We start from the raw sequence: 13,039 nt of genomic DNA, 5'->3' as shown, positions 1-13,039 counted from the left end.
CCTGCCGAACTTCGAAATCTCAGGGAAGTTACGGACACACAGCGGGTGATCGCTCATAATCGTTTTTGAACCGGTTTTTACACTTCAAGGATTTTGGAATGCCTCACGCATTGGTGGTGGATGACGAAGCCGACTCGGCGGAGATGATGGCCACATTGATCGCGATGGAAGGTTTCACCGTCGCGACCGCAGGCTCGCTTCGTGACGCACGCAAGCAACTCGCGCTGCAGGAACCCGACATCGTTCTGCTCGACCTGATGCTCCCCGATGGCAGCGGCATGCAGCTGTTCGACGATGGCAAGAACCTGACCAATACCGAAGTGGTCTTGATCACGGGGCATGCCAGCCTGGAGACATCCATCCAGGCGCTACGTCTGGGCGCGGTGGATTACCTGGTCAAGCCCGTCAACATGAAACAGTTGCACGGCATCCTGTCACGTGTGACAAAGCCTTCCGCCTTGAAGGCCGAGGCCGCCGATTTGCAGACGGGCCTGGAAGAAGAAGGTCACTTTGGCTTGCTGTGGGGCCGTTCGGCTGTCATGCGCCACGTGTACGAGCAGATCCTGCGCGTCTCAGGCACGGCGGTGACAGTGTTCATCACTGGTGAGAGCGGCAGCGGCAAGGAAGTCGTGGCCAGCACGGTCCATGACCTGAGTCGCCGGCGCGGCCGCCCCTTCTTGGGCGTCAACTGCGGCGCCATCTCGCCCCACCTGATCGAAAGCGAAATCTTCGGCCACGAAAAAGGCAGCTTCACCGGCGCGGATCGCCAGCACCAGGGCTTCTTCGAGCGCGCCAGCGGCGGCACCCTGTTCCTGGACGAAGTGACCGAGATGCCGCTTGACCTGCAGGTCAAGCTGTTGCGGGTGCTGGAAACCGGCACCTTCATGCGGGTGGGCTCCACCCAGGTCCAGGAAACCGATGTACGCATCATCGCGGCCACCAACCGTTCGCCCATGCAAGCGGTGAAGGAAGGCAAGCTGCGCGAGGATTTGCTGTACCGCTTGAACGTGTTCCCGATCCACTTGCCCGCCTTGCGCGAGCGCGCTGAAGACGTGCCCCTGATCGCCGAGCATTTCCTGGAGGAAATCTCTCGCCGCGAAGGCCAGGTCAAAACCTTTGATCCGGAAGCCCTCAAGCGCCTGTCGGAATACAGCTGGCCAGGCAATGTGCGTGAGCTGCGTAACATTGTCCACCGCGCCTACGTGATGGCGCGAGGCAGTGTGATCGTTGACGAATGCTTGCCCACCACCGACGCCCCGCTGCCAGTGCTGACCGGCGCCCCCATCCTGTCGATCCGCGTGGGCACCACGCTGGCAGAGATCGAGCGTCAGGTTACGCTGGCCACGCTGGAATACCTGGGCAGGCACAAAGAGAAGACGGCTGCCACGCTCGGCGTCAGCCTGAAGACTTTGTACAACCGCCTGAAGGAATACTCCACGGTGCCCGTCAGCCTGGATGCTGACCTGCCCTCAGACTCCTCGTCCTGGGGCGATCTGGGCCACTGACTTGTTGGGCGACTCAGCGCTGGCTCGGCATGTGCCGCTCCAGCGCTGGCATCCTTCCGCGGTAAGTCTGGCCGAGTTCATCTTCTATTTCGGCAAAGTCGGCTTCGGCCTGGAGTTGGGCCTTTCGGGTCGCATACCAGCCCTTGCGCGATTTTGACGCATCACGCGTGGCCTTGGTGGACTCGAACTCATCGCGCAATGCATGACGTTGGTCAAAAGATGACTTCATCGTGAACTCCGTTGAAGATTTCAGCGGGCAAAGGCTGACATGCCCGCCATGGACTTTGCCTTCATGCCCCAAGGGGCTTCGGCAAAAAAAGCCGAGGATCGTCCTAGCAGCAATTGGTCAAGCCTGTTGAGGATGGACGGGATGTCCAAAGGCTTTTGCCAAACTTCCAGGAACGTCGTCTCGCTCAAATGTTGAACATCGGCGGCCGTGACCGCGATGGCGGGCACGGAAGACAGAACCGGCTGGCCACGAAGGCGTTCCAGCAACTCGGTGCCATGGCAATCGGGCAGATTCAGATCCAGCAGCAACAGGGCCGGAGGCCGCTTGATTGCAGCTTGATAACCATCCTCGCCATTCGTGGCAACGGTGAGCTCCAGTGACGGTAGTTGCGCAAACAATGCCTGCATCAACTGCACATTGACTGGGTGGTCTTCCACGTACAGAACCTGGGGACGGGGCTGGTGAGCTGAAGGCACGTCGATTCCTCGGCGAGGTTGAGTTCACCTCGCTTCAGCAAACGATATGCCACCCCTTCCACGCCCATTGTTTTTGTGCTTTCAAGCCATGGCGCGCCCAGGGTCGGAAAAATTTACAGAAAAGCGTGCACCCCGGTGGCGAATGCACGCGCATTGATTCTGAATGTAACGAATGTAGCTCTGGGTCCCTCAATTGCCCTGATGAAGGCGCTCGGGCAACGGGCCCTGGCGCTGGAGATTTCCCCATGCCTTCAAGGACTGAACAACACGCCATGCACACGGAGCCCATGCCTTCGGAGTTGATCGCGGCCATGGCCATGGTCAAGCGCGCATGTGCCAAAGCCAGCCGCGATCTGGCGCAGACCTACCCGGGGACCGCCCAGGCCATTGACATGGCGACATCGCAGATCACCTCGGACCCGCGTGCTGGCCTGCACCTGGCGGCCAGCGTGGGCGTGGTCCAAAACCTCTTGCCGGCCTTGGTCGCACTCAGTGCGGAGTTGGAAAATAGCGCCCAGCTGCAGAGCGCCTCGAAGTCGCGAAAGCTCTCGCGGCACGCTGCGCAGCTGAGGTCCTCGCACGAGGCCATCATGGCCGCCCTGCCTTGTGCGCATCAACTGGTGATGAACCAGGGCACATCGCCGCAGGTGCGTGAGCAACTGGCCAAAGCGCTGACCTGTAGCTTGAGCTTGCCTTTCCTCGGCTCAGCCGATGCCACCCTCACACCCGAAGACGCCCTGGGCAAGCTGGCCGGCTTGCATCGCGCCCTGACCTCCGCGGCCATGGCCTTGAGCCACGTCGGCGAAACCGTGCGCGAGCTGGCGCCTGCCAGGCAAGACACCATGCAATGTGACGCTTTGGCCATGGTGTGCCGCCAGGTAACGGACAACGATCAAGCACTGGGCGAACAAGCCAATGCTGGGCAGCTTGCGCACAAGCTCCTGCAAAGCATCCGGCTTTTGACCGACGCGACGACGGTGTTCACGGACTATGTAGTGCATGGGCTCACCGCGAACCGTGATCGCCATGCACTTGGCCTGGCCAGCTCCTTGATGCTGGCCACCTCCAACTCACTTCAAACCGTTTGATGCTTTTTTTAATCACGACCAGGCAGGAGATCACCATGACTCGAAATCTTTATCATTTGGCTTTGGCCGCTTTGTTCACCGGCACGGTCTGGTCACTGCGACAACAGGCCCGGCAAAAGCGCCAAACGGCGCTGCGCTCGAATGCCAAACCGGACCCTGAGCAAACCTGGGAACATGAAGGTGGAGCGTTGCCCCACACCGGCAGTCATATGGGCCCGAACCCGACGCTGCCCTGATTGAATGGAAGCGCCGTGGACGTGGTGGCCACGTCCATGTCCTCACTGCGCCGCCAATGTCTGTCCTTGACGATGGCATCGATGAACCGATCGGCCACCTGCTTCAAAGCTGGGTCGTGCAGGTCAGTCACGATGCCACGGGCTGTGTGGTCATCGATATGCGATGGCAACGGCACCCCCACCTCCCTGAGCAACTCGACGCCCTCCCCGGTGGCGGCCACAGACTTGCCATGCTCGTAGGCTTCGCGCATGAAATGACGGGCATCGGGGTCTTCTTGCAAGATCGCCACGCTGCCCGTGCCGCCGGGCACATAGACGGCATCGAACATCACCGACGGCATGTCCAGCCAGTGGTGGTCCACCGGTACTTGGCCACCCGACTCACCCCACAAGGGCCCCGCGCAGTTGGAGACCACATCAACCTGGGCACCGTCTAACTCCAGCGCACGCCGCACCGCCTCAAGCTGCACCTCGTTCAAGCCATCACCCGCCAGCACCGCCACGCGGCGCGATGCCAATGCGGGTGGTGGTGGCTCGGCCGCCAATGAGTCGGCCTGGAGCATGCCCAAGGCCGTGATGGACGAATCCACCAAGAGGTCGATGAGTGGTGGCTTGCTCATGATGCCCTCGCTGCCTTGTCAATTGAAGAGCAGATAGAGGATGACCAACACAAACGCGGGAACGCCTAACAGCCAGCCCAGGAAGTACTTGCCCATTTTGATTCTCCTTAAGTTGCGAATGCCTCTGCTCCAGCAAAGGGCGTGCCTCTCACAGGCATACCGATTGCCGTTAGCGAGGCATGATGATCAAACGAGGAAAGACAGGGAAGCTGGTGGCATTGGGAATCGCGACCGTGGCCATTGCAACGATCGCGGTGTGCGAGTACCAAGGCTGGCCCTTCATGAGGGGCCCACTGGAGCGCACCCTTGCTCACAAACTGCAGAGGCGCGTTGTCGTGGGCGAGCAGTTTGCGCTTCACTTGCTGGGCTCCGTCCGCCTCAGCACCAACACCTTGACGATTGGCTCACCCGGCGCTGGCCCCGATCTCCTGAACTCGGTGAACACCCGCCTCGATTTGCCCTACTCCACCGTGTTTGGCTTGATGGGATCGGGCTCTCATGAGCCCATGCGCATCACCTCGCTGACGCTGGATCACATGGATGCCAACCTGCTCCGTGATGCGCAAGGCCAGGCCAACTGGCAATTTGCACCGGCGTCGGCAAAGAAGACCGATTCACCGGGCATGGACCTGCCACGGTTTGACAAGCTGGTCGTCAAAGCGGGCCGCCTGCAGATGCAGGACGATCTGATGAAATTGAACCTGGATGCGCAAGTCAGCACAGCCGAAGGTGACGCCACCAAAGGTGCTGGCGGCCTGTCGATCAATGGCAAGGGCCACTACCTCAAGCGCCCTTTTGACCTGAGCATCAAATCAAGCGGCTTGCTGCCATTGGCGGCTTCGCCTGATTCGGCCGTGGCGGTGCCCATCACGGTTGAAGCCAACGCTGGCCAGTCCAAGTTGCGCTTCAATGGCCAAGGTGTGGATGTGCTGACCTTGTCCAGCCTGGATGGCACGCTCACGCTGTCGGGCCCTTCGCTGGCAGCAGTAGGCGATGCGGTCGGCGTGACCCTGCCCACCACCACGCTGTTCACGTTGAAGGGACAGCTCAGCAAGAAGGGCGAGGTGTGGTCGCTCAAGCAAACCAATCTTGACGTGGGCACCAGTCAGTTGGGTGGCTCCTTCACTTTTGACCGCCGGCCCAGGGTGCCATTGCTCACCGGCGAACTGACAGGCTCACGCTTTGTGTTGAGTGACCTGGCCCCGGCGTTTGGCGCCCAGGCTCCAGGCGCGAACAACCCCGCGCCGCCCGATGGCCGCGTGGTACCGCAACGCACCTTCGACATCCCCTCCTTGCACGCGATGAATGCTGATCTGAAGGTGGGCTTGAAGCGCGTCGAACTGGGCTCATTGTTCGCGCGGCCACTGGAGCCCTTGAACGGTCAATTGAAGCTGCAGTCTGGCGTGCTGACGATCTCGGATCTGTTGGCCAGCACCGCGGATGGCCAAGTGGGTGGGCGCGTCAGCCTGGACGGCAATCCCAAACCACCCACCTGGGAGGCGGACGTGCAATGGAAGGGCATCCGGCTTGAACAATGGCTGAGCCCCCGCAACCAGTTTGCCAATCAGGAGGAGGCCGACAAGGCCAAGCGCGACAGCTACGTGACCGGCCAGTTGGGTGGCCACGCCAAGCTGCATGGCCGTGGCAATTCTGCCGCTCAGATGCTGGGGACGATGGATGGCGACGCCCAAGCCTGGGTGCAGGATGGCGCCGTGTCACACTTGGTGGTCGAAGCCATTGGCCTGGACGTGGCCCAGGCACTGGGCGTGGTGGTGGTGGGCGACAACCTGATGCCCATGCACTGCGCTGCCGTGCGCCTGAAGGCGCAGCAAGGCGCCTTGAAGCCGGAGGTCGGTGTGGTCGACACCGAAGACTCCACCATCCTGGTGTCCGGCTCGCTGTCGCTGGTGGACGAAAGCCTGGACTTGGTCATGAGTGCCAAACCCAAGGACATCAGTCCCCTGACCCTGCGGTCGCCCTTGAGGGTGCAAGGCACGTTTGCCGATCCCAAGTTCAGGCTCGAAGCTCGGCCTCTGGGCTTGAAGGTCCTTTCCGCGGTAGCCTTGGGCTTCGTCAACCCACTGGCCAGCATCATTCCCCTGATCGATCTGGGCGACAAGACCGATGGTGGTTGCCAGCAGGCCTTGGCAAAACTCAAGGGCGATCGGCCCAAGGCCAAGGTAGCCCGTCCGTGATCACCACAACACAAGGAGATCCATGCCGATCACACGCCGCGTCAACCGCTCATTGAGCGTCTCGTTCCTCATGATGATCGTGCTGGCCTTGACCGCTTGCAGCGTGGTCCGGCTGGCTTACAACCAAGCCGACCACTTGGCCTATTGGCAGCTGAACCGCGCCTTCGACTTCAATGAAGAGCAGTCCGTCAAGGTGAAGGCGTCCATCAGGCAATGGTTCCAGTGGCACCGCCAAACCCAGCTGCCCGTGTATGTGTCCTTTCTGGCGCGCGCAGAAAAAGAAGCGCTGGCACCCGTGTCGCCAGCACTCGCCTGCGAACGCCGCACTGAGCTTGAAGGCTGGGGACGAAAGGCCATCGACCAGGCCGTGCCCGCCATGGCCGATCTGGTGCTGTCGCTGACGACCGATCAGGTCATTCACCTGGAAAAGTACCAGGCCAAGACCAACGAAGACTTCCGGGACGACTACCTGGAAGACGACGTGCAGGATCGCCACGAGGCCGCGGCTAAGTTTGTGCTCAAGGTGGCCGAGATTTTTTACGGCCGACTGAACGACGCGCAACGTGATCACGTGAAAACCGAGATCGCCGCGTTGCCCCTGAATGCGCAGAATGTGTACGAGGAACGCCTGATGTACCAGCGCGATTTCGTGCAACTGATCCGCAAACTGAACGCCCAGAAAGCCACCCCGGCGCAAGCCCAGCAGGCGCTGCGCGAGCTGTTCCAGCAATTCTTCGATCCGCCCAAGGAGCCTTTGCGCAGCCAGCGCCTGCAATGGATAGCTGCAGGCTGTAAGCTGACGTCAAGCCTGCACCAGCAGACCACGTCAGAGCAGAAAGCCAAGGCCGCGCAACGCCTGCGTGACTGGGAAACCGATCTGCGCATCTTGAACAAGCAACCAGCATGAAACGATGAAGTACCTGCAAATCTATGGCGGCACGGCGGTGGTCATGTTGCTGCTGGACGTGATCTGGCTGGGCTTCATCGCCAAGGGCTGGTACCAGCAAGGCATCGGGCACCTGATGGCCGAGCAGCCCAACCTGGCCATTGGGGCCTTGTTCTACCTGCTCTTTCCCATCGGTCTGGTGATCTTTGCCGTGCTGCCCAGCAGCCCAGCGCAGGGCTGGACAACGGCGGCCCTGATGGGCGCGCTGTTTGGGTTCTTTGCCTATGCCACCTACGACATCACCAACCTGGCCACGTTGCGCGGCTGGCCGCTCAAGCTGTCGATCATGGACGTGGCCTGGGGCAGCTTGGTCAGCGGCCTGGCAGCCGGTGCAGGCAAAGCCGTGCAGATCCACGTCGGACATGTCTGACAAACTCTTAGGCAACAGCCTATGGGCAGGCCGCAGCAACAAGGCGACAGTGGCAGCTATCTGAACCCATCATAAAAGGCCTTCTCATGCTGCAAACAAGACCGGCCCGCACATTGGCCTTGACCGCGCTGGTGGCGTCTTTGAGTGCGGTGGCCTGGGCCGATGCGCAATTGCCCGTGTCAGCCGGCACCGGGCCCAACCCGCAACTGCCCAAACCCGACAAGTCCTTGATCCCCACGGTGAACATTGCCCCCGCCAAGGGTTGGCCTGCCGGGGGCAAGCCATCGTCCGCCAGCGGCACGGCGGTGGCCCGCTTCGCCGACAAGCTGGATCACCCTCGTTGGTTGTACGTGCTGCCCAATGGCGATGTGCTCGTGGCCGAGACCAACGCCCCACCCAAGCCCGAAGATGGCAAGGGCCTCAAAGGCTGGGTGATGAAGAAGGTCATGAGCAAGGCGGGCGCCGGTGTGCCCAGCGCCAACCGCATCACCCTATTGCGCGATGCCAACGCCGATGGCGTGGCCGAAACCCGAACCGTTTTCCTGCAAGGGCTGAATTCACCTTTCGGCATGGCCCTGGTCGGCACCGACTTCTATGTGGCCAACACCGATGCGGTTTGGCGTTACACCTACACCCCCGGCCAAAGCCAGATCACGGGGTCGGGCACGAAAGTGGTCGACCTGCCGGGCGGCCCCATCAACCACCACTGGACCAAGAACCTGATCGCCAGCAAGGACGGCAGCAAGCTGTATGTGACCGTGGGTTCCAACAGCAACGTGGCCGAGAACGGCATGGACGCCGAGAAGGACCGCGCAGCCATCCTGGAGGTGGACCTCAAGACCGGTGGCCGCCGCGTGTTCGCCTCGGGCTTGCGCAACCCCAACGGTCTGGGATGGGAGCCTGAAAGCGGCGCCTTGTGGACGGCCGTCAACGAACGCGACGAACTGGGCAGCGACCTGGTACCCGACTACATGACATCGGTCAAAGATGGTGGGTTCTATGGCTGGCCCTACAGCTACTATGGCCGGCACGTGGATGACCGCGTCAAGCCGGCGAATCCCGCGCTGGTTGCGAAGGCCATCGTGCCCGACTACGCGCTGGGCCCGCACACAGCATCACTGGGACTGGCATTTTCGCAAGGCACGACCTTGCCACTGCAGTTCTCCAACGGTGTGTTCATCGGGCAGCATGGCTCCTGGAACCGCGAGCCGCGCAGTGGCTATAAGGTGATCTTCGTGCCTTTCAGCAAAGGCAAGCCCACGGGTGAACAACCACTGGACGTGCTGACCGACTTCGTCAACAAGGATGGCGATGCGCTGGGCCGACCCGTGGGCGTGGCCATTGACAAGCAAGGCTCCTTGCTGGTGGCAGACGACGTGGGCAACGTGGTCTGGCGCGTGACGGCACTGCCCACCTCAACGCCCCCGCCCAAAGCCCCTTAAGGAATTGCACCATGCCCAAATCCGACATCGTCTCGCCCTTCCCCGTGCGTTACGAAGCGCGGTTTGAGCATGCTGAAGCTGACGAAGACGCTACCCAGCAAGGTCTTATCGAAACCCTGCGAGGCATCTCCGAGAAGACGTTTGCCGACGAAGGCCATGCGCTGCGCAGTGTTCATGCAAAGAGCCACGGCCTGCTGCGCGGCGAATTGAAAGTCCTCACCGGACTGCCCCCCGAACTGGCCCAAGGCCTGTTCACCTTTCCCAAGACCTACCCCATCGTCATGCGCCTGTCGACCATTCCTGGCGACTTGCTGCACGACCGGGTGTCGACCCCCAGGGGCATGGCCATCAAGGTGGTGGGCGTGGAAGGCGAGCGCTTGCCCGGTTCGGAGGGCCAGGTGACCCAGGATTTCGTGCTGGTCAACGGCCCACAATTTGTGGCCCCCGATGGCAAGAGCTTTTTGAAAAGCCTGAAGCTGCTGGCCAGCACCACCGACAAGGCGCCTAGCTTGAAGAAAGTGTTCTCCGCCGTGGCGCGCGGCGCTGAAAAGGTCATTGAAAGCGTGGGCGGCGAAAGCGCCACCCTGAAGAGCATTGGCGGCCACCCCGAGACCCACATCGTGGGTGAAACGTTTTACTCGCAGGTGCCCATGCTGCATGGGCCCTACATGGCCAAGCTGTCGGTGGTTCCCATCTCGCCTGGCATGCTGCTCTTGAAGAACGCCCACCTGGACCTGCGGGGCAAACCCAATGGGCTGCGCGAGGCGGTGGTTGATTTTTTTTCAAGCCACAGCGCCGAGTGGGAAGTGCGGGTGCAGCTTTGCACGGACATCAATCTGATGCCGATCGAGGATGCCTCGGCCGTGTGGCCTGAAGAAGCCAGCGCTTACCTGCCCGTGGCCCGGATCACGGTGCCGCCTCAGGCGGCCTGGAGCGAAGCACGCTCTGCCGTGGTCGATGACACCTATTCGTTCAGCCCTTGGCATGGCCTGGCCGCGCACCGGCCCCTGGGCGCCATCATGCGCCTGCGCAAAGCGGCCTATGAGATGTCAGCGCGGTTCCGCGCCGCCCACAACGGCCGGCCCATCCAGGAGCCACGCTCGCTGGACGACCTGCCCGACTGACAGCGGCATCACGCCGCCACATGCTTGCGCCGGCGGTCCACCGGCGGCACCTTCAGCAACTGGCGGTACTTGGTGACGGTGCGGCGCGCTACCTGCAGACCCTGCCGGGCCAACTGGCGGGCGATCTCGGCGTCTGACAGGGGATTGGCCAAGTTCTCTGCATCGATCATGTCCTTGATGACCCCGCGGATGGCCGTGGCCGAGCACTCGCCGCCACTGGCCGTTGGCATGGCGCGCGAGAAGAAATACTTCAGCTCGAACACGCCCACGGGCGTCGCCATGAACTTGTTGTTGGTCACGCGGCACACGGTTGATTCGTGCAAGCCCACCTCTTCCGCGATCTCGCGCAAACCCAGCGGCTTCATCGCCAGGGGGCCAAACTCCAGGAAGTGATGCTGGCGCTTCAAGATGGCCTGCGACACCGTCAGAATGGTGGAGAAGCGCTGTTCCACATTGCGCACGGTCCAGCGCGCCTCTTGCAGATTGGCGGCCAACTCGGCGTGGTTGGAGTCGCGGTGCTTCTGGAACAGCTCGGCATACATCTGGTTGATGCGCACACGGGGCACCACGGCCGGGTTCAGCGAAGCCACCCATTCGCCACGCACCTGCTTGACGATGACATCGGGTGTCACGAATTGGGTGTCAGAGGCCGTGCCAAAGCGCCAACCGGGTCGGGGATCCAGGTGACGGATGCGTTCGCACGCGGCATCAATGTCAGCCGCCTTGCAGCTCAGTGTCTTTGCCAAACCGGCCACATCCCGCTGCGCCAAACGGCTGAGGTAATGCGTGACGATGATGCGGGCCAGGTCGCGCACTTGCTCGTCTTCGATGGACGGCACTTGCAAAAGCAGGCACTCGGACACGCTGCGGGCCCCCACGCCCATCGGGTCCAGGGTTTGAACCTGCTTGAGCGCGGCTTCCATCTCGGCCTCATCGGCCAGCGGCGACAAATCGGTCAACGCCGACAACTCCATCAAGGGCGTGCGCAAATAACCATCGTCGTCCAGCGATTCAATGATCGTGACCACCAGCACGCGCTCGCGGTCGCTCAGGGGCCAGGCGTTCATCTGGTTGCGCAAGTAGGCGCGCAGACCCAGGTCGTCGGCCACCATGTCGATCATGCTGGTGTCCGAATCACCGCCTGAGCCAACGCGGGTGCCTGTGGCGGATTGCCAGCTGTCACGCTCCCAGGATGGCTCTGCATCACTCATGGCGGAAGGGGTCTCGGCGTCCATGGATTCGTTGGCGGCATTGGCCACGGGCTCGGCCACGGGAGGAGTCTCGATGGGATCGGAAGCATCCGCGCCGGGCGAATCTTCCGGCTCCAAAAACGGATTCTTGCCCATCGCGTCACGCACTTCCTGGGCAAAGTCCAACGATGACAGTTGCAGAAGGCGCACCGCTTGCTGCAAGCGGGGTGTCAGAGCCTGATGTTGCCGGTGTTCCTGGCGAATGGCCGGTGAGTTCATGGGGCGTCTCTCTGAGGTGTCATGGGAGTGACTCTCTTTGCAACACCCGTGCCGGACTGGTTTCCCCTGGCGCCAAGGGGCAAAGCCCGTTTCAAGGCATGCAAATTTCAAAAAGCCATGTTCGATTTACCGCAACAACTGCCGATGGGCAAGATTTTTGCTCTACCGGCGCGGTTTGGCCTGTCCGCCTGTCGGTTTTCCCGCCTTGAGGGTGCGGTTGTAGACCTCGTCCGTCACTGGAGAACGGTCGGTGTCCACCAGGCCGCGCTGCAAGTCGGCGTGCGCCTGCTTCATCTCCGGCCTGGGCTCGCTGATTTGGCTGTCTGAAGACTCATCGTGCTCATGCGGTAAACGCGGCGACGACTTGCCTTTGACGCGAGGCAAGGTATCGCCTTGCGGCGGAGATTTTTTGTCAATAGGATTCATGCCCTTGAGCGGGCAATCCACGTGCCGGCCGCTCCAGCGGATAGTGCTCATCAACCACGGCGCCCAATGCCCCTCCCAGCAGCAATATTTGCGCGGAGTAGTACACCCACAGCATCACCACCACAAACGACCCGGCTGCGCCATAACTGGACGCCACGCTGGCATGCACCAGGTACAGCCCGATCAGGTGCTTGCCCACCGAGAACATCACCGCACTGCTGATGGCCCCCACCCACACCGCCAAGCGGCTGGGCTTTCTTTCAGGCAACCACCGCAACAAGGCGGCGAATGCCATGACCAACACGCCCGTGGACACCGCCACGTCCACCAGACCCATCAGCTCGGCCAGGGTGGGAAAGCGGGTGGACATGTAGGCACTGAGGGCGGCCAGCACAGCGCTGAGCAAGAGCGAAACGATGGCCAGGAAGCCAAACCCCAGCACCAAGGCAAAACCGATCAGGCGCGCACGCACAAATGCCGAGATGGCCGAGGACGGTTCGGGCACCACGCGCGCGATGGCGTTGAGCGCGCGCCGCAGTTCGGCGAAAACGCCCGTGGCCCCCACCAGCAAGGTGCCCACGCCCAGCAGGCTGGCCCACAGGCCATTGGGATGGCGCCAGGCAGACTCGATCATGGCTTCGATGCCTTTGGCGGCGGCCTGGCCCACCAAGCCTTCGATCTCGCCAACGATCTGCCCACGGGCCGCATCTTCACCAAACACAGCGCCCGCAATGGCAATGGCCACCACCAGCAAAGGCGCCACCGCGAACATCGTGTAGAAAGCGATGGCCGCGCCCAACTGAGGGCCTCGGTCGTCCAGCCAACGGTTCACCGCCTTGAACAGGATTTGCAGAGGCCGCCGCAATACCGTCGGCACCAGACTCCACAATCGATCAGGCCAGGATGCCATCGG

The 13,039-nt window shown here is 61.9% G+C and carries 14 protein-coding genes; 8 read left to right on the top strand and 6 right to left on the bottom strand.

Going from position 1 to position 13,039, the window contains the following annotated elements:
* Nucleotides 1–98: 98 nt before the first annotated feature.
* Nucleotides 99–1,505: a sigma-54 dependent transcriptional regulator gene (locus LQ232_RS19590; protein WP_230182068.1), complete on the top strand. Its 1,407-nt coding sequence runs from the start codon at nt 99–101 to the stop codon at nt 1,503–1,505.
* A gap of 13 nt (nt 1,506–1,518) precedes the next feature.
* Here LQ232_RS19590 and LQ232_RS19585 read toward each other — a convergent pair whose 3' ends face one another.
* Nucleotides 1,519–1,734, bottom strand: a complete 216-nt coding sequence (locus tag LQ232_RS19585; protein WP_230182067.1) for a hypothetical protein — start codon at nt 1,732–1,734, stop codon at nt 1,519–1,521.
* 20 nt (nt 1,735–1,754) lie between these two features.
* Nucleotides 1,755–2,210, bottom strand: coding sequence for a two-component system response regulator (locus LQ232_RS19580; RefSeq protein ID WP_230182066.1), 456 nt, complete (start codon nt 2,208–2,210; stop codon nt 1,755–1,757).
* A 245-nt stretch (nt 2,211–2,455) separates the two neighbouring features.
* Here LQ232_RS19580 and LQ232_RS19575 point away from each other — a divergent pair, with 245 nt between their 5' ends.
* Together LQ232_RS19575 and LQ232_RS19570 are read left to right on the top strand one after the other, a co-directional pair.
* Complete coding sequence (locus tag LQ232_RS19575; RefSeq protein ID WP_230182065.1) at nt 2,456–3,298, top strand: hypothetical protein; 843 nt, start codon at nt 2,456–2,458, stop codon at nt 3,296–3,298.
* 35 nt (nt 3,299–3,333) lie between these two features.
* Nucleotides 3,334–3,534 carry a hypothetical protein gene (locus tag LQ232_RS19570; RefSeq protein ID WP_230182064.1) on the top strand — a complete coding sequence of 67 codons (201 nt, stop codon included), beginning with the start codon at nt 3,334–3,336 and terminating at the stop codon, nt 3,532–3,534.
* Here LQ232_RS19570 and LQ232_RS19565 read toward each other — a convergent pair.
* Nucleotides 3,504–4,154, bottom strand: a complete 651-nt coding sequence (locus tag LQ232_RS19565; protein WP_230182063.1) for a DJ-1/PfpI family protein — start codon at nt 4,152–4,154, stop codon at nt 3,504–3,506. The genes LQ232_RS19570 and LQ232_RS19565 overlap by 31 nt on opposite strands.
* A gap of 233 nt (nt 4,155–4,387) precedes the next feature.
* Here LQ232_RS19565 and LQ232_RS19560 point away from each other — a divergent pair, with 233 nt between their 5' ends.
* From LQ232_RS19560 to LQ232_RS19540, 5 genes are all read left to right on the top strand, one after another.
* Nucleotides 4,388–6,349 carry an AsmA family protein gene (locus LQ232_RS19560; RefSeq protein WP_230182062.1) on the top strand — a complete coding sequence of 654 codons (1,962 nt, stop codon included), beginning with the start codon at nt 4,388–4,390 and terminating at the stop codon, nt 6,347–6,349.
* Between the two features lie 22 nt (nt 6,350–6,371).
* Nucleotides 6,372–7,256, top strand: a complete 885-nt coding sequence (locus LQ232_RS19555) for a DUF6279 family lipoprotein (protein WP_230182061.1) — start codon at nt 6,372–6,374, stop codon at nt 7,254–7,256.
* A 4-nt stretch (nt 7,257–7,260) separates the two neighbouring features.
* Entirely contained in the window at nt 7,261–7,665 is a 405-nt protein-coding gene (locus LQ232_RS19550; RefSeq protein ID WP_230182060.1) for a DUF2177 family protein, read from the top strand.
* A gap of 86 nt (nt 7,666–7,751) precedes the next feature.
* On the top strand, nt 7,752–9,107 hold the full coding sequence (locus LQ232_RS19545; RefSeq protein WP_230182059.1) for a sorbosone dehydrogenase family protein: 1,356 nt from the start codon (nt 7,752–7,754) through the stop codon (nt 9,105–9,107).
* Between the two features lie 11 nt (nt 9,108–9,118).
* Nucleotides 9,119–10,231 (top strand): catalase family protein, encoded by a 1,113-nt coding sequence (locus LQ232_RS19540; protein WP_230182058.1) that lies wholly within the window; start codon nt 9,119–9,121, stop codon nt 10,229–10,231.
* Between the two features lie 8 nt (nt 10,232–10,239).
* Here LQ232_RS19540 and LQ232_RS19535 read toward each other — a convergent pair whose 3' ends face one another.
* The 3 genes from LQ232_RS19535 to LQ232_RS19525 form a co-directional block, all read right to left on the bottom strand.
* Nucleotides 10,240–11,700 (bottom strand): RNA polymerase factor sigma-54, encoded by a 1,461-nt coding sequence (locus LQ232_RS19535; RefSeq protein WP_230182057.1) that lies wholly within the window; start codon nt 11,698–11,700, stop codon nt 10,240–10,242.
* 162 nt (nt 11,701–11,862) lie between these two features.
* Nucleotides 11,863–12,084, bottom strand: a complete 222-nt coding sequence (locus LQ232_RS19530) for a hypothetical protein (protein WP_230182056.1) — start codon at nt 12,082–12,084, stop codon at nt 11,863–11,865.
* A gap of 28 nt (nt 12,085–12,112) precedes the next feature.
* Nucleotides 12,113–13,036, bottom strand: a complete 924-nt coding sequence (locus LQ232_RS19525; RefSeq protein WP_230182055.1) for a YihY/virulence factor BrkB family protein — start codon at nt 13,034–13,036, stop codon at nt 12,113–12,115.
* Nucleotides 13,037–13,039 lie beyond the last annotated feature (3 nt).

The sequence above is a fragment of the Aquabacterium sp. CECT 9606 genome (assembly GCF_918741295.1).
Classification (GTDB): domain Bacteria; phylum Pseudomonadota; class Gammaproteobacteria; order Burkholderiales; family Burkholderiaceae_C; genus Aquabacterium.
This window is presented reverse-complemented; position numbering and strand designations above follow the sequence as displayed.

What these genes read in the sequence shown, in the direction of transcription:
- LQ232_RS19590 (WP_230182068.1), top strand. Translation starts at nt 99, where the DNA reads ATGCCTCACGCATTGGTGGTGGATGACGAAGCCGACTCGGCGGAGATG.
- LQ232_RS19585 (WP_230182067.1), bottom strand. Translation starts at nt 1,734, where the DNA reads ATGAAGTCATCTTTTGACCAACGTCATGCATTGCGCGATGAGTTCGAG.
- LQ232_RS19575 (WP_230182065.1), top strand. Translation starts at nt 2,456, where the DNA reads ATGCCTTCAAGGACTGAACAACACGCCATGCACACGGAGCCCATGCCT.
- LQ232_RS19570 (WP_230182064.1), top strand. Translation starts at nt 3,334, where the DNA reads ATGACTCGAAATCTTTATCATTTGGCTTTGGCCGCTTTGTTCACCGGC.
- LQ232_RS19565 (WP_230182063.1), bottom strand. Translation starts at nt 4,154, where the DNA reads ATGAGCAAGCCACCACTCATCGACCTCTTGGTGGATTCGTCCATCACG.
- LQ232_RS19555 (WP_230182061.1), top strand. Translation starts at nt 6,372, where the DNA reads ATGCCGATCACACGCCGCGTCAACCGCTCATTGAGCGTCTCGTTCCTC.
- LQ232_RS19550 (WP_230182060.1), top strand. Translation starts at nt 7,261, where the DNA reads ATGAAGTACCTGCAAATCTATGGCGGCACGGCGGTGGTCATGTTGCTG.
- LQ232_RS19545 (WP_230182059.1), top strand. Translation starts at nt 7,752, where the DNA reads ATGCTGCAAACAAGACCGGCCCGCACATTGGCCTTGACCGCGCTGGTG.
- LQ232_RS19540 (WP_230182058.1), top strand. Translation starts at nt 9,119, where the DNA reads ATGCCCAAATCCGACATCGTCTCGCCCTTCCCCGTGCGTTACGAAGCG.
- LQ232_RS19535 (WP_230182057.1), bottom strand. Translation starts at nt 11,700, where the DNA reads ATGAACTCACCGGCCATTCGCCAGGAACACCGGCAACATCAGGCTCTG.
- LQ232_RS19525 (WP_230182055.1), bottom strand. Translation starts at nt 13,036, where the DNA reads ATGGCATCCTGGCCTGATCGATTGTGGAGTCTGGTGCCGACGGTATTG.